Source organism: Streptantibioticus silvisoli (assembly GCF_027947535.2).
Taxonomy (GTDB): Bacteria; Actinomycetota; Actinomycetes; order Streptomycetales; family Streptomycetaceae; genus Streptantibioticus_C; species Streptantibioticus_C silvisoli.
The window spans coordinates 42,330-65,234 of record NZ_JAAGKO020000022.1 but is presented as its reverse complement, the minus strand read 5'-3'; the positions used below and the strand labels follow the sequence as shown (position 1 = coordinate 65,234).

Sequence of the window (22,905 nt, the reverse complement as noted above, 5' to 3'; positions counted from 1 at the left end):
TCCCGCCCTCGCCGTTCGCGGGGCTGCCCGGTGCTCTCGACCGCTTCATCGCCCGCGGCCTGGCGAAGGTCACCGGCACCACGGTCGCGCCGTACCAGACGGCCGTCATACGCATCGGCTTCGCGCTGACCGAGCTGCTCTTCCTGCTGCGCGAGTGGCCGCACCGCGACGAGCTGTACGGGCCGGGCTCGCCGTGGAGCTGGTCGATGGCCAAGGCGCTGATCGGCACCAACCACGCGTTCACCGTGCTGATGTGGTCCGACAGCCGGCTGTGGTTCGAGATCGTCTACACCGGCGCGATCCTGTCCGCGCTGTCGCTGTTGCTGGGCTGGCGGACCCGCACCTCCGCGCTGTTCTTCATGATCGGCGTGCTGTCGTTGCAGAACCGCAGCGTCTTCGAGGGCGACGGCGGCGACAACGTGCTGCACATCATGGCCATCTACCTCGTCTTCGCCCGCTGCGGGCAGGTCTGGTCGCTCGACTCGCGCCGCGCGCGCCGGCGGGCCGCCGAGGGCCGGCCGGGGGCGACGGACCGGACGGGCCTGGTGCTGTGGGCGGCCGGCGCGGTCTGCCTGGTGGCGGTCACCGCGACCGGACTGGTCAGCGGCTTCTGGGCGGTGGCCTTCTGGGTGGCGCTGGCCGCGCAGGCCCTGTGGTGGCTGCTGGGCCGGTACGCCGCCGGCGAGCCGCGCACCGTCGCGGACATGGTCGCCAACCTGATGCACGCCGGCGCGATGCTGGTGATCGTCGTGGAGGTCTGCTTCATCTACGCGGACGCCGGCTGGTTCAAGATCCAGGGGTCGCACTGGCAGGACGGCACTGCGCTGTACTACCCGCTGCACATCAACGACTTCACGCCCTGGCCGGCGTTCTCCCACCTGCTGGCGGCCAGCGGCCTGGTGGTCATGGTGATCACCTACGGCACGGTGATCGTGCAGGTCGCCTTCCCGTTCACGCTGCTGAACCGCAAGGCGAAGAACGTGCTGCTGGTGCTGATGATGTGCGAGCACGCGGGCATCGCGGTGACGCTGGGCCTGCCGTTCTTCTCGCTGGCGATGATCTCCGCCGACGCGGTGTTCCTGCCGACGTCCTTCCTGCTGTGGTTCGCCTCCCGGGCCACCGGCCTGCTGTCGGGTTCCGGGCGGCGCGGTCGCGTACCCGCGCAGCGTCGGGAGCCGGAGGCCGCCGCGTCTACCCTCTTGGGGTGAGCATCAGCGAGTTTCCGGTGGACGGTGAGCCGTTCCAGTACGACGAGGCGCCCGTGCACGACGACGCGGGCGCCCGGATCGGCGTCGGCCCGCACCCGCGGCCGTGGCCGGACGACCCGCGCCACGACCCGGAACTGCTGGCCCACGGCGACCGGCGCAACGTCGTCGACGCCTACCGTTACTGGACCCGCGAGGCGATCGTCGCCGACCTCGACACCCGGCGCCACGACTTCCACGTGGCCGTCGAGAACTGGGGCCACGACTTCAACATCGGTTCCGTCGTGCGGACCGCCAACGCCTTCGCGGCCAAGGAGGTCCACATCGTCGGCCGCCGCCGCTGGAACCGGCGCGGCGCGATGGTCACCGACCGCTACCAGCACCTGCGGCACCACGAAAGCATCGGCACGCTCGGCGAGTGGGCCGCCGCGACCGGACTGCCGGTCATCGGCATCGACAACCTGCCCGGCTCGGTCCCGCTGGAGACCGCCGACATCCCCCGCCACTGCGTGCTGCTCTTCGGCCAGGAGGGCCCCGGGCTCACCGACGAGGCGCGCTCCCACGTCTCGACCGTCTGCTCCATCGCGCAGTTCGGCTCCACCCGGTCGATCAACGCCGGTGCCGCCGCCGCGATCGCCATGCACGCCTGGATCCGCCGCCACGCCACGATCGCCTGACGATCCGCCGCCACGCCACGATCGCCTGATCATCCGCCTCCTGACGATCCGCCCGACGACCCGAGGAGCGCCATGACGTCACCGGGGGCCGGCCGGCCCGTCACCCGCCACCAGGCCGAGGTACGCGGCACCCGGCTGAGCTGGACCGAGCAGGGCAGCGGTCCGCTCGCGGTCTTCGCGCACGGCCTGACCGGCAGCGGCCACGCGATGGAGGACGCCGGGATGCTCGACTGGTCCCCGGTCGTCCGCGCCGGCCGCCGGCTCGTCCGCTACGACGCCCGCGGCCACGGCCGCTCGGCCGGCGAAGCGCTGCCCGAGGTGTACGCCTGGCCCCGCCTCGCGGACGACCTCATCGCCCTGACCGACCGGCTCTCCGGTGGCGGACCGGTGGCCGGCATCGGCTGCTCCATGGGCACCGCGACCCTGCTGTACGCGGCCCTGAAGGCGCCGGACCGCTTCGAGCGGCTGGTCCTGACCGCGCCGCCGACCGGGTGGGCCACCCGTGCCGAACAGGCCCACCTCTACCGTGAGGCGGCCGACTTCGCGGAACGTGTCGGCCCGGAGTCCTTCCAGCGGCTGGCGGCGCTGCGCCCGGTCCCGGCGGTGTTCGCCGGCCTGTCCGGCTACCCGCCGGCGCCGCAGGTCTCCCCCGCCCTGCTGGCCACCGTGCTGCGCGGCGCGGCCGCCACCGACCTGCCCGCCGTCGACCTGCTGCGCGCGCTGGACCTGCCGGTACTCGTGCTGGCCTGGGCCGACGACCCCGGCCACCCGGTCTCCACCGCCGAGACGCTCGCCGCCACCCTGCCCGACGCCCGCCTGGAGGTCGCCTCCACCCCGGCCGACCTGCGCACCTGGGGCGACCGCGCGGCGGCCTTCCTGACGGAGGGGGATCGCTGAGGGGCGTGTTTGGGGCGGGGGTGCGCGTGCGTAACGACGGGGCGCCCGTGCGGGGGCGGCGGGCCGTGTACGTAACGAAGGGGTGCGTGTACGGGACGGATCGGTGCGTGTACGTCACGACGGGACGCGGGCATACCGGCGGGACAGGTACCGGATGGATCGATATGTGTACGTAACGACGGGGACGCGTGTACTGGGCGGCGGGGCGCGTGCGTACCGGAGCGGTGCGTGTACCGGGCGGCGCGGCGGGCGCGGCGGGCGTGCCGGCGGGGAGCGGTGAAGCGGACGTACCGGTGGGGAGTGGTGATTTCGTCAGATCATCATCCGTATAAGGGGTAATAGATGGCATTTCGGGCAAGTAGCCGATAGGCCAGAACCCACCCCTGGAGGTACGCATGCCTGAGATGAAGACCCCGTACCAGCCCGGCACCCCCTGCTGGATCGACCTCGTCGTGCCCGACCAGCAGGGCGCTCTGGACTTCTACGCGCGCTTCCTGGGGTGGTCGGGCGAGATAGGACCGCCGGAGACCGGCGGGTACTCGGTCTGCATGATGCAGGGCAAGCCGGTGGCCGGTGTCATGTCCGCGAAGGCCATGGGCGACGAGCCGGCACCGCCCACGATGTGGACCACGTACTTCGCGTCCGACGACGCCGACGCCACCGAACGCGCCATCGGCCAGGCCGGCGGCGCCGTCCTCGTACCGGCGATGGACGTGATGTCCCTCGGCCGCATGCTGATCGCCGCCGACCCCACCGGTGCGGTCTTCGGGGTCTGGCAGCCCAAGGAGTTCCACGGCGTCGGCCTGGCCAACGAGAACGGCACGCTGGTGTGGAACGAGCTGAACACCACCGACAAGGACGCCGCCTCCGCCTTCTACGCGGCTGCCCTGGGCCTCGAGACCGCGCCGATGGAGGGTGCTAAGGACTACTTCTCGCTCCAGGCGGGCGGCCGCACGGTCGGCGGACTCCAGGAGACCGACCGCCCCAACACGTCCTCGCACTGGCTGGTCTACTTCTCCGTCGAGGACGCCGACCGCGCCGTCGCCGAGCTGACCGAGTGCGGGGGCGAGGTCGTCCATCCGCCGTTCGACATGGAGGCCGGCCGGATGGCGCTGGTCAAGGACTCCCAGGGTGCCGACTTCGCGATCATCGCCGTCCGCGCACCGGGCACCGCGTGATCCGCCCGCGGCCCTGAGCGCGGATTCCTCGCGGAGGCCAGGTGCCCGATGGCGCCGGGGCGGGGCATCCCGGCGCGGAGGCCGTGCACCCCGTTCCCCCGCGAGGGGGGAAGAGCCCGAAGGCGCCCGCCGGCGGTCCTGCCGCCTTCGGGCGCCTTCCGGCCGGACGGGGGCTCACCACCCCGGGAGCCCCCGTGCCGTCAGCGGGGCGCGCGGCCCGTCGAGCGGGGCGTCACGCCGGGCGGCGCACCTCCACCGTGCGGAAGCGGTTCGCCACGAAGGCGCCGTCGCACAGGGCGGCGTTGGCCGCCGGGTTGCCGCCGGAGCCGTGGAAGTCGCCGAAAGCGGCGGTCTGGTTGACGTAGACGCCGCCGGTGAGGTTCAGCGACAGCTGCGCGCACTCCTCCTCGCAGACCTCCTCCAGGGCGCGTTCGACGGCGGCGGAGGTGGTGTACCCGCCGACCGTCATCGCGCCCTGCTCGCGGACCGTGCGGCGCAGCAGGTCGAGCGCGGCGTCGGTGGAGTCGACGGCGACCGCGAACGACACCGGGCCGAAGCACTCCGACAGGTACGCCGCCTCGCTGTCCGGCGCGGAACCGTCGAGCGCGACCATGACGGGGGTGCGGACCACGGCGTCGGGGAAGTCGGGGTGGCGCACCTCCCGGGAGGCCAGTACGACCTTGCCGAGCGCCGCCGCGCCGTCGAGGCGCTCGCGTACCTGCGGGTTGACCAGCGCGCCGAGCAGGGCGTTGGCCCGCGCGTCGTCGCCGAGCAGGCCCTCGACGGCCGCCGCGAGGTCGGTGGTGACCTCGTCGTAGCTCTTGTGGCCGGCGTCGGTGTCGATGCCGGTGCGGGGGATCAGCAGGTTCTGCGGGGTGGTGCACATCTGGCCGCTGTACAGCGACAGGGCGAAGGCCAGGTTGGCCAGCATGCCCCGGTAGTCGCCGGTGGAGTCGATGACCACCGTGTTGACGCCGGCCTTCTCGGTGAAGACCTGGGCCTGCCGTGCGTTGGTCTCCAGCCAGTCGCCGAACGCGGTGGAGCCGGTGTAGTCCACGATGCGGATCTCCGGCCGCACCGCCAGCATCTTGGCCAGGCCCTCGCCGGGGCGCTCGGCGGCCAGGCACACCAGGTCGGGGGCGAAGCCCGCCTCGGCCAGCGTCTCGCGGGCGATGCGCACGGTCAGCGCCAGCGGCAGCACCGCGCGCGGGTGCGGCTTGACCAGTACCGCGTTGCCGGTGGCGAGCGAGGCGAACAGGCCGGGGAAGCCGTTCCACGTCGGGAAGGTGTTGCAGCCCACGAGCAGGGCGATGCCGCGCGGCACGGCCTTGAACGTGGTGGTCAGCCGCAGCGGATCACGCTTGCCCTGCGGCTTGACCCAGGACGCGGTGCCCGGCACCCGGGTCTGCTCCTCGTACGCGTAGGCCACCGCCTCCAGGCCGCGGTCCTGCGCGTGCGGGCCGCCGGCCTGGAAGGACATCGCGAACGCCTGGCCGGTGGTGTGCATGACCAGGTGGGCGTACTCGTGGCTGCGGGCGTTGATCCGGGCGAGGATCTCCAGGCAGACCGCCGCGCGCGCCTCGGGGCCGGCGTCGCGCCACGACGGCATCGCGGCGCGCATCGCGGGCAGCAGCACGTCGATGTCGGGGTGCGGGTAGCTGACGCCCAGGTCGATGCCGTAGGGGGAGCGCTCGCCGCCGGTCCAGTCGTCGGTACCGGGCTGCTCGGCGCCGTCCGGGCCCAGCTCGAAGCGGCGGCCCAGGACGGCCTCGAAGGCGGCCTTCCCCTCGGCCGGCCCCAGTCCGGAACCGTCGCCGTACGCCTTGGGGTGCTCGGGGTGCGGCGACCAGTATTCACGGGTACGGATGGCCTGGAGTGCCTTGTCCAGCGTGGCTCGGTGCCGCTCGATCAGCGGCGCGGCGGAAGGCTCAGCGGTCATGCGGGCCACTCCTCGGTGAGTGGGTACGGGCGGTGGTCGCGACGCGAACGGGGTGTCGCGCCGCGGTGTCTCGCCCATAGTCTTGACCGAATGGTCGGTCGGGGCAAGGGGTGCCTTCACGCCTGTGGACAACTCGGGGCACCCTCCTGTGGACAACGCGGCGTGCCGGCCGGTGTGCCGCCCCGGTGCGCCGGACGCCCCGCCGCTGACCGGCCGACGCAGTGACACGGAGTGACATGGACGCGATTCGGGGAGTGCAACGATGAACGCACCACACGCGGCCGGCGCCGCGGCCACCGCCACCGTGGCGGTCATCGGTACCGGCACCATGGGTCAGGGGATCGCGCAGGTCGCCCTGGTCGCGGGGCATCCGGTACTGCTGCACGACGCCGTGCCCGGCCGGGCCGCCGAGGCCGTCGGCGTGATCGGCGCCCGGCTGGACCGCCTGGTCGACAAGGGCCGGATGACCGCGGCGGCCCGTGACGCGGCGCGTGCGGCGGTACACGCGGTGGACGACCTGTCCGCGCTGGCCCCGGCCGTCCTGGTCGTCGAGGCCGTCGCGGAACTGCTGGACGTCAAGCGGGCGCTCTTCGCCGGCCTGGAGGCCGTCGTGGCCGACGACTGCGTGCTGGCTACCAACACCTCGTCGCTGTCGGTCACCGCCGTCGCCGGCGCCCTGCGCCGCCCGGAACGCCTGGTCGGCCTGCACTTCTTCAACCCCGCGCCGCTGCTGCCGCTGGTCGAGGTGGTCTCCGGGTTCGCCACCGACCCGGCGGTCGCCGACTTCGCGTTCGCCACCGCCGCGGCCTGGGGCAAGACCCCGGTGCGCTGCACGGACACCCCCGGCTTCGTCGTCAACCGCGTCGCCCGCCCGTTCTACGCCGAGGGCTTCCGCCTGCTGGAGGAACGCGCCGCCGACCCGGCCACGATCGACGCCGTGCTGCGCGAGGCCGGCGGCTTCCGCATGGGCCCGTTCGAACTCACCGACCTCATCGGCCAGGACGTCAACGAGGCCGTCACCCGTTCGGTGTGGGAGGCGTTCTTCCACGACCCGAAGTTCACCCCGTCGCTGGCCCAGCGGCGCCTGGTGGAGTCCGGCCTGCACGGCCGCAAGTCGGGGCGCGGCTGGTACCGGTACGGCGACGGTGCGACACCGCCGCAGCCGCACACCGCGCCGGACACCGCCGCGCCGAAATCCGTCACCATCACGCACGGATCACCGCTGGCCGCCGCCCTGGCGCCGCTGGCCGAGGCCGCCGGGATCACGGTGGAGACCGGCACCGGCGCGTCGTGGGCCGACCTCACGCTGCCGGGCGGCGCCGGCCTGCGCCTCGCCGACGGGTCACTCGCCGCCGAGCACGGCCGCGACGCCGTCCAGGTCGACCTGGTGCTGGACTGGGCCACCTGCACCCGCGTCGCCCTGGCGCCGGCCCCCACCGCGGCGCCGGAAGCGGTCGCCGAGGCGGTCGGGCTGTTCCAGTCGCTGGGCAAGCGGGTCAGCGTCGTGCGGGACACCCCCGGCATGATCGTCACGCGTACCGTCGCCATGCTGGCCGACCTCGCCGCCGACGCCGTCGACCGGGGCGTGGCCTCCGCGGCGGACGTCGACACCGCGATGCGACTGGGCGTCAACTACCCGGTGGGGCCGGTGGAATGGGGCGAGCGGCTGGGCGCCGAGTGGGTCGTCGGCGTACTGGACCGGCTGCACGCCGCGTATCCCACCGGCCGGTACGCGCCCTGCCCCGAGCTGAACCGGCGGCGACCGCGACGTGGGCCGGCCGGTGTGATCTCATCATGACCATGGCCGAGCCGGACGCTCCTCACGACGCCGTTCCCGACGGTACGCCCAGGCGTGACACGTACACCCCGGAGTCCCTGCTCGCGGTGGCGGTCGAGGTGTTCATCGACCGCGGTTACGACGGCACGTCGATGGAGCACCTCTCACGCGCCGCGGGGATCTCCAAGTCGTCGATCTACCACCACGTGCGTGGCAAGGAAGAGCTGCTGGAACGGGCGGTGGGCCGCGCGCTCGACGGGCTGTTCGGCGTCCTGGACGAGCCCGCCGCCGACCACGGCCGCGCGGTCGACCGGCTGGAGCACGTGCTGCGCCGCACGGTCGAGGTGCTGATGGCCGAACTGCCGTACGTCACGCTGCTGCTGCGGGTGCGCGGCAACACCCGCACCGAGCGGTGGGCGATGGAACGCCGCCGGGAGTTCGACCAGCGGATGGCCGACCTGCTCAAGGCCGCCGTCGCGGAGGGCGACCTGCGCTCCGACATCGACGTCCGGCTGGCGACCCGGCTGCTGTTCGGCATGGTCAACTCCCTGGTGGAGTGGTACCGCCCGGCCGGCGGCGGCACGCTGTCCAGCGACGAGGTGGCCGACACCGTCGTGCGGATCGCGTTCGACGGCCTGCGAACCTGACACCCGCCCCGGCCGGGAGCACCGCCCGACGGTGCCCCGGCCGGGCGCGTACGCCGACGGTGCCCTTGGCCGGGGCGCGTACGCCTGACGCACGCCTGCGCGCCGCCGGGGCGTGAACGTCGGCGGGGGTACGCGGAAGGTCGCCGGGGCGTGAACGTCGGCCGGGGTACGCGGAAGGTCGCCTCAGGCAGACCAACGTCATCGGGGGCACGCCAGCCCCGGCGGGGGCACACCGGCGCCAGTGGGGGCACGTCAGCGCCGGCGGAGGCACGCTAATGCCTCGGCCCGTTTCCGCGCCCTCCCGCGCCTCCTTGCGCCGCGGGGCGCACGCCCGCGCACTCCGGGCACTCCGCGCGCCCCCGGGCCCTGAGCCCCGATCCCGTAGCCCCGCGGACCGTCGACCGCGACCGCCGACTCCGCCGGCCGCGGACCCCGCCGACCGCGCCCTCCCGAGCCCCGCAGACCTCGACCGCGGCCCCCGCAGGCCCCCGCCGCCCCCACCACCCCACCGACCGCCCGTCCGCCCGACCGCCCCCCGCCCCCTCAGCCGTCCACCACGAGGTCCGTCTCCTCGAAGACCAGCAGGGTGCGGCTGCTGAGTACCTCCGGGATCGCCTGGATGCGGGTCAGCACCAGTTCGCGCAGGCTGCGGTTGTCCGCGGTGTGGACCAGCAGCAGGACGTCGAAGTCGCCGCTGACCAGCGCGATGTGCGCGACACCCGGAAGGGTGAGCAGCTGCTCGCGGACCGTACGCCAGGTGTTCTGCACGATTTTCAGCGTGATGTACGCGGACGCCCCCTGGCCGGAGCGCTCGTGGTCGACCCGGGCGGTGAAGCCCCGGATTATGCCGTCCTCGATGAGCCGGTTGATGCGTGCGTAGGCGTTCGCACGGCTGACGTGGACGCGTTCGGCCACCGAGCGGACCGACGCGCGGCCGTCCTCCTGGAGCAGTCGCAGGATGTGCCGGTCGATCGCGTCGAGCGGGCGCGGCGGCTCTTGCGGCACGCCCCCGCGCGGCGGCTCGGCGACCGAGTCGGCCAACTGTTCAGTAGCCATCCCCCGGGGCCTCCTTACCATGGACGTACTGCCTCCATCTCAGGCTGTGGAGAACCGTTTGTCCACAGGCTGATCGCGACTGTGGTCAAAATGCCATCGGCGACCGAACAATCGGTAGGGAGCGGGACCGCCGCTCGACCAGCAGGCACTCGCGAACGGCGGGTGCGCGGACACCGCCCACGAGGAGGTGCGCAATGGCCCGATCGTCCCTGGCCTCCGGCTCGGGAAAGCCCGCCACCCGGTCCGGGAAGCGCCCCGGAACGACCGCCGCCGCGCGGCCGGAGACCACCGGCCCCGGACACACCCCGCCGCCCGGCTGGCGTCCCATGACCGACCCGGCGCCGCTGCTGCCCGACCCGGAGCCGTTCCGCGTGCTGGGCACCCCGGCCGCCGCCGACGCCGATCCGGTCCTGATGCGCGAGCTGTACGAAGCGCTGGTCCGCGGCCGCCGCTTCAACCGGCAGGCCACCGCGCTGACCCAGCAGGGCCGGCTGGCGGTCTACCCGTCGACCACCGGCCAGGAGGCCTGCGAGGTCGCCGCCGCCCGCTGCCTGGGCGAACGCGACTGGCTCTTCCCCAGCTACCGCGACACCCTCGCGGTCGTGGCGCGCGGCGTGGACCCGGTCGAGGTGCTGACGCTGCTGCGCGGCGACTGGCACAACGGCTACGACCCGGCCGCCACCCGGGTCGCCCCGCTCAGCACCCCGCTGGCCACCCAGCTGCCGCACGCGGTCGGCCTGGCGCACGCCGCCCGGCTGCGCGGCGACGACACCGTGGCGCTGGCCCTGGTCGGCGACGGCGGTACCAGTGAGGGCGACTTCCACGAGGCGCTCAACTTCGCCGCCGTCTGGAAGGCCCCGGTGGTCTTCCTCGTGCAGAACAACGGCTTCGCCATCTCGGTGCCGCTCCACAAGCAGACCGCCGCGCCCTCGCTGGCCCACAAGGCCGTCGGCTACGGCATGCCCGGCCGCCTGGTGGACGGCAACGACGCGCTCGCGGTGCACCAGGTGCTCACCGAGGCGGTCGAACGCGCCCGCGGTGGCGGCGGCCCCACCCTGGTCGAGGCGCTCACGTACCGGATCGACGCGCACACCAACGCCGACGACGCCACCCGGTACCGGGACGCCGCCGACCTCGAACCGTGGCGGGCGCACGATCCGCTCGTCCTGCTGGAGAACGCCTTGCGCGACCGTGACCTGGTGGACGACGCGGAGCTGCGCGCCGTCGAGGCCGGCGCCGAGGAGATGGCCGCCGAGCTGCGGCGCCGGATGAACGCCGACCCGGTGCTCGACCCGATGTCGCTCTTCGACCACGTGTACGCCAGCCGTACGACCCAGTTGCGCGAGCAGGCCGCCCGCCTGCGGGCCGAACTCGACGCCGAGGAGGCGTGATGGGCACCGCGACCGCTCCGGCGGCCCCCGCGAAGGCCGCCCGCAAGCCGGCCACCATGGCGCAGGCGCTCAACCGGGCCCTGCACGACTCGCTGGCCGCCGACCCCACCGTGCACGTCCTCGGCGAGGACGTCGGCACGCTGGGCGGCGTCTTCCGCATCACCGACGGCCTGGCCGCCGCCTTCGGGCCCGAGCGGGTCACCGACACGCCGCTGGCCGAGGCCGGCATCCTCGGTACCGCGGTCGGCATGGCCATGTACGGCCTGCGTCCGGTGGTGGAGATGCAGTTCGACGCGTTCGGATATCCGGCGCTGGAACAGCTGATCAGCCACGTCGCCAAGATGCGCAACCGCACCCGCGGCACGATGCCGATGCCGATCACCGTCCGCATCCCCTACGGCGGCGGCATCGGCGGCGTCGAGCACCACAGCGACTCCTCCGAGGCGTACTACCTGCACACCCCCGGTCTCCAGGTGGTGACCCCGGCGACCGTCGCCGACGCCTACGGGCTGCTGCGCGCCTCCATCGCCAGCGACGACCCGGTGATCTTCCTGGAGCCCAAGCGGCTCTACTGGGGCAAGGCCGACTGGTCGCCGGACGAGCCGGAGACGGTGCCGCCGCTCGGCCGGGCCGTCGTGCGGCGCCCGGGCCGCTCGGCCACGCTGATCACCTACGGCCCCTCGGTCCCGGTGTGCCTGGAGGCCGCCGAGGCCGCCACCGCGGAGGGCTGGGACCTGGAGGTCGTCGACCTGCGCAGCCTGATGCCGTTCGACGACGAGACGGTGTGCGCGTCGGTGCGGCGCACCGGCCGGGCGGTCGTGGTGCACGAGTCCTCCGGCTTCGCCGGCACCGGTGCGGAGATCGCCGCCCGGGTGATGGAACGCTGTTTCCACCATCTTGAGGCACCCGTTCTTCGGGTAACGGGTTTCGACATCCCCTATCCGCCGCCCATGCTGGAGCGCTACCACTTGCCCGGAGTCGACCGGGTGCTGGACGCGGTGGCCCGCCTGCAGTGGGAGGACTGATGGCCGCGGTGAAGGAGTTCGCCCTGCCGGACCTCGGTGAGGGACTGACCGAGGCGGAGATCGTGCGCTGGATGGTCGAGGTCGGCGACGTCGTCGAGATCGACCAGCCGGTCGTCGAGGTGGAGACCGCCAAGGCGATGGTCGAGGTGCCGTGCCCGTACGCGGGCGTGGTCACCGCACGCTACGGCGACCCCGGCGACGAGGTGCCGGTCGGCCGCCCGCTGGTCACGGTCGCCGTCGGTGACGCGGGTGACGGTGACGCGGCCTGCGGTGACCCCGCCGGCGCCGCGCCGCAGGAGCCCGCCGACCGCGCCCGCCTCGCCGCCGGGGCGACCGCGCAGGCCGTCGCCGTCGACGACGCCGGCGGTACTGCCGGCTCCGGCTCCGGCAACGTGCTGGTCGGCTACGGCACCGCGGGCGCCGCGCCGCGCCGCCGCCGGGTCCGGATGCCCGCCGACGGCGTGGACACCGGTACCCGGCGCGGTACCGGCCGGGCCGACGACGCGCCCGCCGCGCCGCTGGGACCGGTGGCCGTCGTCTCGCCGCTGGTGCGGCGGCTGGCCCGGGAGAACGGCGTCGACCTGCGGACGCTGCGCGGCACCGGCAGCAACGGGCTGGTCCTGCGCGCCGACGTGGAACGGGCCGTCGCGGACGCCGCCACCGCGTCCGCGTCCGCCGCGAAGCCGGTCGCGGTGACCGAGGGGGAGACCCGGGTGCCGTTGCGCGGGGTGCGCGGCGCGGTCGCCGAGAAGCTCTCGCGCAGCCGCCGGGAGATCCCGGACGCCACCACCTGGGTCGACGCGGACGCCACCGGGCTGCTGGCCGCCCGCGCCGCGATGAACGCCGGCCACCCGGACCGCAAGGTGTCCGTGCTGGCGCTGCTGGCCCGTATCTGCACCGCCGCGCTGGCCCGTTACCCGGAGCTGAACGCGGTGGTGGACACCGCGAGCAACGAGATCGTCCGGCTGGCCCCGGTACACGTGGGGTTCGCCGCCCAGACCGACCGCGGACTCGTCGTCCCGGTGATCCGGGACGCGCACGCCAGGACCACCGAGGACCTGGCCGCCGAGATCGGCCGGCTGACGGCCGCGGCCCGGGACGGCAAGCTGTCGCCCGCCGATCTCACCGGTGGCACCTTCACCCTGAACAACTACGGCGTCTTCGGGGTGGACGGCTCCACGCCGATCATCAACCACCCCGAGGCGGCGATGCTCGGCGTCGGCCGGATAGCCGCCAAGCCCTGGGTGGTGGACGGTGAGCTGGCGGTGCGGCAGGTCGTGCAGCTGTCGTTCACCTTCGACCACCGGGTCTGCGACGGCGGCACGGCGGGCGGCTTCCTGCGCTACGTCGCCGACTGCGTGGAGAGCCCGGCCCTCCTGCTGCGTTCCATCTGACGATCCGATCAACCGACGAACGGCGCTCCGCCGCAGCCGGGTACCCGCCGCAGGGCCGGGCCCGGCCCGGCGGACGGGATACTCCCCGCATGAGTACGCGCAGTGGGGAACGGGAGCCGGCCGACGTCAGCGGTGGACGCGCCGCTGAGGCTGCTGGCGGTGGAGGTGCGTCGGCTGGCGCCGGAGGTGGACGCGCCGCTGAGGCTGCTGGCCAACGTGCGTCTGCTGGCGTCAGCGGGGAACGCGCCGCCGGAGCCGCCGGAGCCGCCGGAGCCGCCGGAGCCGCCGGAGCCGCCGGAGCCGCTGACGCCGCCGGAGGCCACCGTGTTTGTGGCGGCGTCGGCACCGGCCGGTCGCCCGGCGGTGACGGCCGGCCCCGGGAGCCCTTCGACGTCGTCGTGCTGGCCGGGGGTGCCGGGCGGCGGCTCGGCGGTGCGGACAAGCCGGGGCTGCGGGTCGGCGGCAGCACGCTGCTGGACCGGGTGCTCGCCGCCTGTCCCGGCGCGGCCGCCACCGTGGTGGTCGGACCCCGGCGCGGCACCGCGCGCCCGGTGACCTGGACCCGTGAACAGCCCGCGGGCGGCGGTCCGCTGGCCGCGCTGACCGCCGGCGTCCGGCACACCACCGCCGGCCTGGTCGCGGTACTCGCCGCCGACCTGCCGTTCGTCACACCGGCGGCGGTCGGCGCGCTGCTGGACGGCGTGCCGGCCGGTGCCGACGGCGTGCTGTACACCGACCCCGGCGGGCGCGACCAGCCGTTGCTCGCGGTCTACCGGGGCGAGCCGCTGCGCCGGGAGATCGCGCTGCTGGCCGCCGAGCACGGCGGCACCGGCGGGCTGCCGCTGCGGCTGCTGACCGCCGAACTCACTCTGGGACGGCTGGCCGATCCGGGTGGCGTGGCGACGTTCGACACCGACACCTGGGAGGCGCTGACCGCGGCCCGCTCCCGGATCAGGGAGCATGGACGGGTGCTGGATGAATGGATCGCCGCAGTCAAGGCCGACCTCGGGATCGATCTCGACGTCGACACCGCCGCCCTCCTCGACCTCGCCCGGGACGCCGCGCACGGTGTGGCCCGGCCCGCCGCGCCGCTGACGACGTTCCTGGTCGGCTACGCGGCCGCCCTGGCCGGCGGTGGCCGCGAGGCGGTCGCGGAGGCCGCCGCCAAGGCCGCCGCCCTGGCCCGCCGCTGGGAGGAGGAGGCCGCTCCCGGCAGCCCGGGGGACGGTGGCGCCGGATGACCGCGCCCGCGCCGGACGCCGCGCGTGTCGCGCCGGCCCCGCACCACGAGACGGACTGGCGGACGGCCCGCCGGATCGCCCGCGACACCGGCCGGCCGCGACCGCCGGTCGACCGGCCGCTGCGCGACGCGCTCGGCGACGCGCTGGCGGCACCGCTGACGGCGCTGACCGACCTGCCCGCGTTCGACACCGCCGCGATGGACGGCTGGGCGGTGGCCGGACCCGGGCCGTGGCGGCGGACGGAGACCGGCGCGCTGCTGGCCGGCCACGGCACCGGGGCGGCGCTGGCGGACGGCGAGGCGGTCCCGATCGCCACCGGCGCGCCGCTGCCGCCGGGCGCGACGGGCGTCCTGCGCCGCGAGCACGGGGAGACCGGCCCCGGTGACGCCGGCCCGCTGCGGGTGCGCGAACCGTACCCGGCGCCCGGCCCGGGCCACGAGGTGCGGCCGCGCGGTCAGGAGTGCCGGGCCGGCGAACGGCTGCTGGAGCGCGGCACGGTCGTCGGACCGCCGGTGCTGGCGCTGGCGGCGGCGGCCGGTTACGACGTGCTGCCGGTGGTGCCGAGGCCGCGGGTGGACGTGCTCGTGCTGGGCGACGAACTGCTCACCCGCGGACTGCCCGACGACGGCCGGGTGCGGGACGCGCTCGGTCCGCTGCTGCCGCCGTGGCTGCGCCGGCTGGGCGCGCGGGCGCCGGAGGAACCGCGGCGGATCGGCGACGACGCCGAGGCGCTGCGGCAGGCGGTCGCCCACAGCACCGCCGATCTGATCATCACCACGGGCGGTACGGCCGCCGGTCCCGCCGACTTCGTGCGGCCGGTGCTGGCCGGGCTGAAGGCGCGCGTCCTGGTCGACGGCGTCGCGGTCCGCCCGGGGCACCCGATGCTGCTGGCGGTGCTGCCCAGCGGCCGTCCGCTGGTGGGCCTGCCGGGCAACCCGCTGGCGGCCGTCTCCGGCGTGCTGACCCTGGTCGAGCCGCTACTGCGCACCTTGACCGGCCGCGCCGACCGCGAGCCGCGCTCCGGCGCCCTGGAACAGCAGGTGCCCGGCCACCCGCACGACACCCGCCTGGTCCCGGTGGCCTTCCGCTCCGGCGGCCGGGTCGCGCCGCTGCGGTTCCACGGCCCCGCGATGCTGCGCGGCCTCGCCGAGGCGGACGCCATGGCCGTCGTCCCACCGGGCGGCGCCCCGGCCGGCACGGAGGTCGAGCTGCTGCTGACGCCGTGAGGCGGACGGCGTGGCGTGGGACGGCGTGGCGGGAGACAACGTGACGTGGGACGGCGATACGTATGACCGTCTGATCTGTGACCGGCGTGACCGGCGTGACCGGCGTGACCGGCGTGACGGCGTGACGGCGTGACGGGGCGAAGGCGTGAGGCGTGAGGCGTGACAAACGTGCCGGGGCAACGGGCCGAAGGCGCGACGGCGCAAAAGCGCGAAGCCGTCACGCCGGAGCACCCGTCACTCCGTAAACGGCACCGCCCCGCACCGCGGTCGCCGCACCGGAAGCCACCCCGTGCCCCGCGTCCGGCGCGGCCCCGTACCGCCGTGACCGCACTCAACGCCGCGCCCCGTGCCGTCCTCACCGGTGGCGGATCGCGGGGGTAGCCTCGCGGCATGTACGCGATCACGATTCCGGAACCCGGCGGCCCCGAGGCCCTGGTGTGGGCCGAGGTGCCCGACCCCGAGGCGGGCGAGGGTGAGGTGGTGGTCGAGGTGGCCGCCGGCGCCGTCAACCGCGCCGACCTCCTCCAGCGGCAGGGCCACTACCCGCCGCCGCCGGGCGCGCCGGTCTACCCGGGACTGGAGTGCTCGGGGCGGATCGCCGAGGTCGGCGAGGGGGTGACCGGCTGGTCGGTGGGCGACGAGGTCTGCGCGCTGCTGGCCGGCGGCGGGTACGCCCAGCGGGTCGCGGTGCCGGCCGGCCAGTTGCTGCCGGTGCCGGACGGGGTCGGCGTCGTCGAGGCCGCCGCGCTGCCCGAGGTGACGGCGACGGTGTGGTCCAACGTCTTCATGGTCGCCAACCTCCGTCCCGGCGAGACCCTGCTGGTGCACGGCGGCGCCAGCGGCATCGGCACGATGGCCGTCCAGCTCGCCAAGGCCGTCGGCGCGCGCGTCGCGGTCACCGCGGGCGGCCCGCAGAAGCTGGAGCGCTGCCGCGAGCTGGGCGCCGACATCCTCATCGACTACCGCGAGCAGGACTTCGTCGCCGCGCTGAAGGACGCCACCGACGGCGCCGGGGCCGACGTCATCCTGGACATCATGGGCGCCAAGTACCTGTCGCGGAACATCGACGCCCTCGCTCTCAGCGGCCGGCTCGCCGTCATCGGCATGCAGGGCGGGTCGAAGGCGGAACTCGACCTCGGCAAGCTGCTCGCCAAGCGGGCCGCGGTCACCGCCACGTCGCTGCGCGGCCGCCCGCGCGGCGAGAAGGCCGCCATCATCGCCGCCGTGCGCGAACACGTCTGGCCGCTGGTCGCCGACGGCAAGGTCCGCCCGGTCGTCCACGCCTCCGTGCCGATGGAGAACGCCGCCGAGGCGCACCGCGCCCTGGATGCCGGTGACCACGTCGGCAAGATCCTGCTCACCGTCTGACCCCCGCCGCGCCCCCTTCCCGGTGATCCCGCACGCGCCCCGGCCGGTTCCGGGATGCCGCGCCGGTCGCTCCGTGTGACCCTGGGTATACGGAACGATCCCACCGGACGGTAAGGGGGCCGGCGTGCCCGTCGCTCGCCGTATCCGACGCAGACTCCCCCCGGCCCGCCTCGCGTCGGCCGTCCCGCTGGCGGTGGCCGCCGCGCTGGCCCTGGCCCCGGTGGCGTGCGCGGCCGACGCGCCCGCGTCCGGCGGGGTGTCCGGCGCCGCCCGGCCGTGGCCCGCGGCGTCCGACGGCCGGGCCACGGCGTCCGGCCCCCCGCCCCCCGCCGCCGGCGTGCCGCCCACCGCCGACCCCGCCTCCGGCTCGCCGACCGCCCGCCCGCCGGGCCACCGCACCCCGGGCCACCGCGCAACGGCCGCCCGCGCCCCGGGCCACCGCACCCCCGCCCCCGGTGACGCCCCCTCCGCCGACCCCGACCCGCCCCACGACGGCGGTACCGCCGCGGACGACGCCCCCCGAGCCGATCCCTACGCCCCCTGGAGCCCCTTCACGCAGGTCAGCGCGTCGTCGGCGCCGGGCGGTGGCGGCATGGGGCTGGTGGCCGACGACGCGGTCGGCGCGGTCGTGGCGGACGGCGGTGAGCAGCAGCACCCGGCGCCCGGCGGCGATCCGGCGCTGGCCGGCAACCGGGCCGGTGAGGGCCGGCCGCACCCCGGGCGGGACGCGGATCACGACGAGCTGGGCCTGCCGCTGGGCCGCGGCGCCGTCTGGCAGCTCACCTCCGGCGACGGGCCGGACGGCGCGGGACCGGACGGCGGAGGAGCGGACGGCGTGGGGGCGGGGCCGGCCGGCGGCGCCGACCTGCCGCGGCAGGCGGACCCGGGAGCGGAATCGGGCGCGGACCCGGGCACGGAGGCGGGCGCGGCCACCGGGCAGGTTGTTCCCGCGCTGCCCCCGGTGCCGGGCGGTGCGGCGAGGAACAGCACGGCATGGCCGCCGGGCGGGGCGTCGGGCGGTTCGTCGGCCACACGGGCGCCCGGTGAGCCGGTTCCGGGGCGGTCCGGGCCGGCCCGGGCGGCCGGGGAGGAACCGCAGACGGCGGCCGGGCCGGCCGGGCGGGCGCTGCGGGTGCTGCCGTTCGGCACCGGCCTGGCGCTGCTGGGCGCGGGGCTGGGCGTGCTGGCGGTGCGGCAGCGGCGGCGCTGAGGCGTTGCCGGCGGGCGGCCGGGCGGGCGCCGCGGGGGTCCAGGGACGGCTCCGGGACGGCCCCGGGACGGTTCGCATCCCGGACCGGGACGTGGACTGCGTCATACGTGCGAGACAATGAACGTATGGATACGCCGATGAACGAACGGTCGCAGGACGGGGGCCCGCACGTGCTGGTCGTCGGCCCGGACGGAATGGCGCTGGGCAACGCCGGCCGGGGTGATGACGGCGAGCCCCGCGAGATCCCGGTGACGGAGATGGTCGAGCAGCCCGCGAAGGTCATGCGCATCGGCAGCATGATCAAGCAGCTGCTGGAGGAGGTCCGCGCCGCACCTCTCGACGAGGCGAGCCGGGTCCGGCTGAAGGAGATCCACCGAAGTTCGGTCAAGGAGCTGGAGGAGGGCCTGGCGTCCGAACTGGTCGCCGAACTCGACCGGCTCTCCCTGCCGTTCACCGACGACACGGTGCCCAGCGAGGCCGAACTGCGCATCGCGCAGGCCCAGTTGGTGGGCTGGCTGGAGGGGCTGTTCCACGGCATCCAGACCGCCCTGTTCGCGCAGCAGATGGCCGCGCGCGCCCAGTTGGAGCAGATGCGCCGCGCGTTGCCGCCCGGCGTCGGCGGTGACGGGGAGTCCGAGGACCCCGCCACCCACCCGGGTGCCACCCGCACCGGACCGTACCTGTGACACCGGTGCGGCCCTCACGTACCGGTCCTTCCGCCGGGACGTGACGGATCGCCGCACGACACGGATCGCCGCACGACACGAACCGCCGCACGACACGGAACGGCCCCGGCGCACGCGCCGGGGCCGTTCCGTTCCGTTCAGGTCCGCTCAGATCCCGCCCAGGAGGCAGGGCGGCGGGGAGGGTCAGTCCAGCTTGCCGGTCGAGACGTACAGCACGATCTTGGTCGTCTTCGGGTTGAACGAGTCGTACGGGGAGGGGTTGCTGTCCATCACGGTGCCCTTGCCGAACAGGTGCTCGTCGGTGGGCACCTCCCGGTACTTCCAGCCGGCCCGGTCCAGGCACGCCTTCACCGAGTCGATGTAGGTGAAGTCCAGGTCGGGCATGGTGACCGTGCTGCCGCCGCCCATGCCCTCGTTGGCGTCGGTGCACTCCGAGGCGTTGATGGTCTTGCTCGGGTCGCCCATGGTGACCGACGGCGCCGGTGCGGTCGACGCCCCGTAGGTGTTCGTCGTCGGGTCCGGGTCCGTGCTGCCGTTGTTCTTGTTGGTCAACGCGCCGATGACCAGCAGCAGCACCACCGCCGCGATCACCGCGATGATCCCGAAGATCACCAGCGGCTTCCAGTTGCCGCCGCCGCTCGGGGGCGTCGGCGGCTTCTGGGTGTAGGCCGGGGACGGGCCCGGGCCCATCGGCCGCTGCTGCACCGGGGGCGCCGGCGTCTGGTAGTTCATCGGCGCGTACTGCTGCGGCATCGGGTTGGGCGTCGGCGGCCCGTAGCTCATCTGCTGCGCGAGCGGCTGCTGTTGCGGCGGCGGGGTCTGGGACGGCTGGGACGGGTAGGGCGGCGGGGTCCGCGGGCCGTCGACGGTCGCGTTGGGGAAGACCGCGAACGAGTCCGGGTTGGTGTGCTGGTAGCCGTGGTGCGCCTTGGGGCCCTCGCCGATCACCAGCGGCGTCGCGGCGTGCGCGCTGCCCGCCACCCGCACGCACTCGTCCTGCATCGCCTCGGCGGTCGGGAAGCGCTCCGCCGGGTTCTTCCGCAGCGCCCGCGCCACCAGCGCGTCCACCGCCGGCGGCAGCGAACGGTTGATCGACGACGGGACCGGCGGCTCCTCCTGCACGTGCTGGTAGGCCACCGCCAGCGGCGAGTCGCCCTCGAACGGCAGCCGTCCGGTGAGCAGTTCGAACAGCATGCAGCCGACCGAGTACAGGTCGGAGCGGGCGTCCACCCCGCGGCCCAGCGCCTGTTCCGGCGACAGGTACTGCGGGGTACCGACCACCATGCCGGTCTGCGTCATCGACGTCACCCCGGACTGGAGGGCCCGCGCGATGCCGAAGTCCATCACCTTGACCACGCCGCGCCGGGTCAGCATGACGTTGCCCGGCTTGATGTCCCGGTGCACCAGGCCCATTTCGTGACTGGCGGTCAGCGCGGCCAGCACGTCGGCGGTGATCTTCAGCGCCCGGTCCGTGGGCATCGCGCCCTGCGCCGCCACGTCGCGGTCCAGCGCGTCGCGCAGCGGGTCGCCGTCCACGAGCTCCATCACGATGTACGGGACGGAGCGGCCGTCTATCTCGTCCTCGCCGGAGTCGTAGACCGAGACGATGTTGGTGTGGTTCAGCTTGGCGACCGCCTGCGCCTCGCGGCGGAACCGCTCGCGGAACGACGCCTCCCGGCCCAGCTCGCTGTGCAGCGTCTTGACCGCCACCGGCCGGTCCAGCACGGTGTCGTGCCCCAGGTGCACCGACGCCATCCCGCCCTCGCCGAGCATGCGGCGCAGCTGGTACCGGCCGCCTCCCACGGTGCTGCCCGAGAAGTCGCCGCGCGCGTCCCCGCTCATTGAACCGCTTCCCCCTTGGCGGGTTCGCCCGCACGTCACACGAAGACCTATGCTTACCTGTCCGCCAAGTGTGCCGGAGAGCGGATATGCGTCAAGTTGCTTGACCGTTCCGTCACCGGATGACCCGGAAACCGTGTCCCAACTGTGAAGCGGCCACCGAGCGGACGTGCGACGGGCGCCTCCGGCTTTTCTGCCGTCCGCGCCGAGACGGTAGGTTCGTCTCCTAAGCACTCAGCACCACTTGGCACTCAGCACGTCCAGGTACCGAGAGCCCACCTGGCACGCAGGCGATGAGCGACGGCGAGGACTGATGGACCACACGCAGGCCGCCTCCGACGACCCCGACCAGTCCAAGGCCCCCGGGGACCCGACCGGGCGGCCAGCCGGTCCGGGGGACGACACACCGGCCGAATCCGTCGCCCAGTTCGGCGACAACGGGCTGATCGGCGACGGGCGTTACCGCCTCACCCGGCGTCTGGGCCGCGGCGGCATGGCCGAGGTCTACGCCGCCGAGGACGTCCGGCTCGGCCGCACCGTCGCGGTCAAACTGATGCGCGGTGACCTCGCCGAGGACCCGATCTCCAAGGCCCGCTTCACCCGTGAGGCCCAGTCCGTGGCCGGCCTCAACCACCACTCCATCGTCGCGGTCTACGACTCCGGCGAGGACCGGTACGGCCAGGACACCGTGCCGTACATCGTGATGGAGCTGTGCGAGGGCCGCACGATCCGCGAACTGCTGGTGGACTCCGACGCGCCGCCGGTCGAACAGGCGCTGGTCATCGTCTCCGGCGTCCTGGACGCGCTGGCCTACAGCCACCAGCACGGCATCGTGCACCGTGACATCAAGCCGGCCAACGTCGTCATCACCCACGCCGGCGCCGTCAAGGTCATGGACTTCGGCATCGCCCGCGCGCTGCACGGCGCGTCCACCACGATGACGCAGACCGGCATGGTCATGGGCACCCCGCAGTACCTGTCGCCGGAACAGGCGCTCGGCAAGGCCGTCGACCACCGCAGCGACCTGTACGCCACCGGCTGCCTGCTCTACGAACTCCTCGCGCTGCGCCCGCCGTTCATGGGCGAGACCCCGCTGTCGGTGGTCTACCAGCACGTCCAGGACGACCCCCGGGTGCCGTCCACCGTCAGCGACCGGGTGCCGCCGGAGCTGGACGGCCTGGTGCTGCGCGCGCTGGCCAAGGACCCCGACGACCGCTTCCAGAGCGCCGAGGAGATGCACGGCCTGGTCCAGTACGCGCTGCGCATGCTGGCCGAGAGCGGCGGCTGGACCGGGACCTGGGACACCGGCTACGTCGACCACGCCGCCACCACGGCGCTGCCCGGCCCCGCCGCCACGACCGTGCTGCCCGGTCACTCCGGCAACACCGCCGAACTGGGCCCGCCGCTGATCATGGGCCCGCCGATCGGCCCCGACGAGCCCGCCTACGGCTACGCCGACGCCGCGCCCGCCCACCGCGGCCGCAACGTCTTCCTGGTGCTGGTCGCCGCCCTGGTCGCCATCGGCATCGGCGTCTTCATCGCCCTCAACGCCGCGCAGAACCACGGCAACGGCCACACCCCGCTCAGCCCGGCCTCCCCCCGGGTCGCCGACAGCGGCGGCCCGGCCTCGCAGCCGACCCGGACCGGCTCGCAGGACGGTGACCAGTCGACGGCCTCGCCGTCCTGGACGCGGACCGACCAGCCGTCCAACCCCTACCCGTCGAAGTCGGCCACCACGTCCCAGCCGCCGTCCACGGCCCCGGCGTCCACCCCGCCGGCCACCACCCCGCCGCCGTCCACCCCGCCGCCCAGCACGCCCCCGGCGTCCGACGGCGGCTCGGACGGCGGGAGCTCCCCGTCGCTGCCCCCGATCCTCGGCGGCAGCAGCGGCGGCAGCGGCGGCGACAGCAACGGCCAAGGCGGCAACGACACCTGAGCGCCCGGCCCGAAGCCCGCACCGGCGCCCCCGGCGCCGGACGGGTGAGGGCCGGCACCGGGCCGCACGGCACACGTCACGCGGCACGCGGCTCACCGGTGGAGGGCCGATCGCGGCTCACCCGGTGAAGGCGTCGACCGGGAACGCGGGGGCAGCCGGTGAAGGCTCCAGCCGCGAACCACGCGGGCCCACCCGGTGAAGGCCCCGGCCGCG

General features: G+C 74.7%; 18 protein-coding genes. 15 read left to right on the top strand and 3 right to left on the bottom strand.

Annotation, left to right across the window (positions count from 1 at the left end):
• The first annotated feature begins 23 nt into the window (after positions 1-23).
• From POF43_RS16465 to POF43_RS16450, 4 genes are all read left to right on the top strand, one after another.
• Positions 24-1,208: an HTTM domain-containing protein gene (locus POF43_RS16465; RefSeq protein ID WP_271324764.1), complete on the top strand. Its 1,185-nt coding sequence runs from the start codon at positions 24-26 to the stop codon at positions 1,206-1,208.
• Positions 1,205-1,882 carry a TrmH family RNA methyltransferase gene (locus POF43_RS16460; RefSeq protein ID WP_372516038.1) on the top strand — a complete coding sequence of 226 codons (678 nt, stop codon included), beginning with the start codon at positions 1,205-1,207 and terminating at the stop codon, positions 1,880-1,882. The genes POF43_RS16465 and POF43_RS16460 overlap by 4 nt, the downstream gene beginning before the upstream one ends.
• Positions 1,883-1,954: 72 nt before the next feature.
• Positions 1,955-2,779, top strand: a complete 825-nt coding sequence (locus POF43_RS16455) for an alpha/beta fold hydrolase (protein WP_271324763.1) — start codon at positions 1,955-1,957, stop codon at positions 2,777-2,779.
• 395 nt (positions 2,780-3,174) lie between these two features.
• A complete protein-coding gene (locus tag POF43_RS16450; RefSeq protein ID WP_271314806.1) occupies positions 3,175-3,957 on the top strand; it encodes a VOC family protein in 783 nt (260 codons plus the stop codon).
• Positions 3,958-4,189: 232 nt separating this feature from the next.
• Here POF43_RS16450 and paaN read toward each other — a convergent pair whose 3' ends face one another.
• Positions 4,190-5,896 carry a phenylacetic acid degradation protein PaaN gene (paaN, locus tag POF43_RS16445; RefSeq protein ID WP_271324887.1) on the bottom strand — a complete coding sequence of 569 codons (1,707 nt, stop codon included), beginning with the start codon at positions 5,894-5,896 and terminating at the stop codon, positions 4,190-4,192.
• A 262-nt stretch (positions 5,897-6,158) separates the two neighbouring features.
• On the opposite strand from paaN, the gene POF43_RS16440 reads away from it, so the two are divergent.
• Positions 6,159-7,694: a 3-hydroxyacyl-CoA dehydrogenase gene (locus tag POF43_RS16440; protein WP_271314804.1), complete on the top strand. Its 1,536-nt coding sequence runs from the start codon at positions 6,159-6,161 to the stop codon at positions 7,692-7,694.
• Positions 7,691-8,320, top strand: coding sequence for a TetR/AcrR family transcriptional regulator (locus POF43_RS16435; protein ID WP_271314803.1), 630 nt, complete (start codon positions 7,691-7,693; stop codon positions 8,318-8,320). The genes POF43_RS16440 and POF43_RS16435 overlap by 4 nt, the downstream gene beginning before the upstream one ends.
• 543 nt (positions 8,321-8,863) lie before the next feature.
• Here POF43_RS16435 and POF43_RS16430 read toward each other — a convergent pair.
• On the bottom strand, positions 8,864-9,376 hold the full coding sequence (locus POF43_RS16430) for an Lrp/AsnC family transcriptional regulator (protein WP_271315923.1): 513 nt from the start codon (positions 9,374-9,376) through the stop codon (positions 8,864-8,866).
• A 194-nt stretch (positions 9,377-9,570) separates the two neighbouring features.
• Here POF43_RS16430 and pdhA point away from each other — a divergent pair, with 194 nt between their 5' ends.
• From pdhA to POF43_RS16390, 8 genes are all read left to right on the top strand, one after another.
• Complete coding sequence (gene pdhA / locus POF43_RS16425) at positions 9,571-10,767, top strand: pyruvate dehydrogenase (acetyl-transferring) E1 component subunit alpha (protein ID WP_372516036.1); 1,197 nt, start codon at positions 9,571-9,573, stop codon at positions 10,765-10,767.
• Positions 10,767-11,792 carry an alpha-ketoacid dehydrogenase subunit beta gene (locus tag POF43_RS16420; protein WP_271315924.1) on the top strand — a complete coding sequence of 342 codons (1,026 nt, stop codon included), beginning with the start codon at positions 10,767-10,769 and terminating at the stop codon, positions 11,790-11,792. Before pdhA ends, POF43_RS16420 begins: the two co-directional genes overlap by 1 nt.
• A complete protein-coding gene (locus POF43_RS16415) occupies positions 11,792-13,186 on the top strand; it encodes a dihydrolipoamide acetyltransferase family protein (RefSeq protein ID WP_271324247.1) in 1,395 nt (464 codons plus the stop codon). Before POF43_RS16420 ends, POF43_RS16415 begins: the two co-directional genes overlap by 1 nt.
• Before the next feature lie 398 nt (positions 13,187-13,584).
• On the top strand, positions 13,585-14,427 hold the full coding sequence (locus POF43_RS16410; RefSeq protein ID WP_271315926.1) for a DUF6457 domain-containing protein: 843 nt from the start codon (positions 13,585-13,587) through the stop codon (positions 14,425-14,427).
• A complete protein-coding gene (locus POF43_RS16405) occupies positions 14,424-15,653 on the top strand; it encodes a molybdopterin molybdotransferase MoeA (protein WP_271324248.1) in 1,230 nt (409 codons plus the stop codon). The genes POF43_RS16410 and POF43_RS16405 overlap by 4 nt, the downstream gene beginning before the upstream one ends.
• A gap of 390 nt (positions 15,654-16,043) precedes the next feature.
• Positions 16,044-17,021 carry an NAD(P)H-quinone oxidoreductase gene (locus POF43_RS16400; protein ID WP_271315928.1) on the top strand — a complete coding sequence of 326 codons (978 nt, stop codon included), beginning with the start codon at positions 16,044-16,046 and terminating at the stop codon, positions 17,019-17,021.
• A gap of 124 nt (positions 17,022-17,145) precedes the next feature.
• Complete coding sequence (locus POF43_RS16395) at positions 17,146-18,231, top strand: hypothetical protein (protein ID WP_282704615.1); 1,086 nt, start codon at positions 17,146-17,148, stop codon at positions 18,229-18,231.
• 125 nt (positions 18,232-18,356) lie between these two features.
• Entirely contained in the window at positions 18,357-18,917 is a 561-nt protein-coding gene (locus tag POF43_RS16390) for a bacterial proteasome activator family protein (protein ID WP_271317297.1), read from the top strand.
• Between the two features lie 183 nt (positions 18,918-19,100).
• On the opposite strand, the gene POF43_RS16385 is transcribed toward POF43_RS16390, so the two are convergent.
• Entirely contained in the window at positions 19,101-20,759 is a 1,659-nt protein-coding gene (locus POF43_RS16385) for a protein kinase domain-containing protein (RefSeq protein WP_271317296.1), read from the bottom strand.
• Positions 20,760-21,069: 310 nt separating this feature from the next.
• Here POF43_RS16385 and POF43_RS16380 point away from each other — a divergent pair, with 310 nt between their 5' ends.
• Entirely contained in the window at positions 21,070-22,692 is a 1,623-nt protein-coding gene (locus POF43_RS16380; RefSeq protein ID WP_282698742.1) for a protein kinase domain-containing protein, read from the top strand.
• Positions 22,693-22,905: the final 213 nt, after the last annotated feature.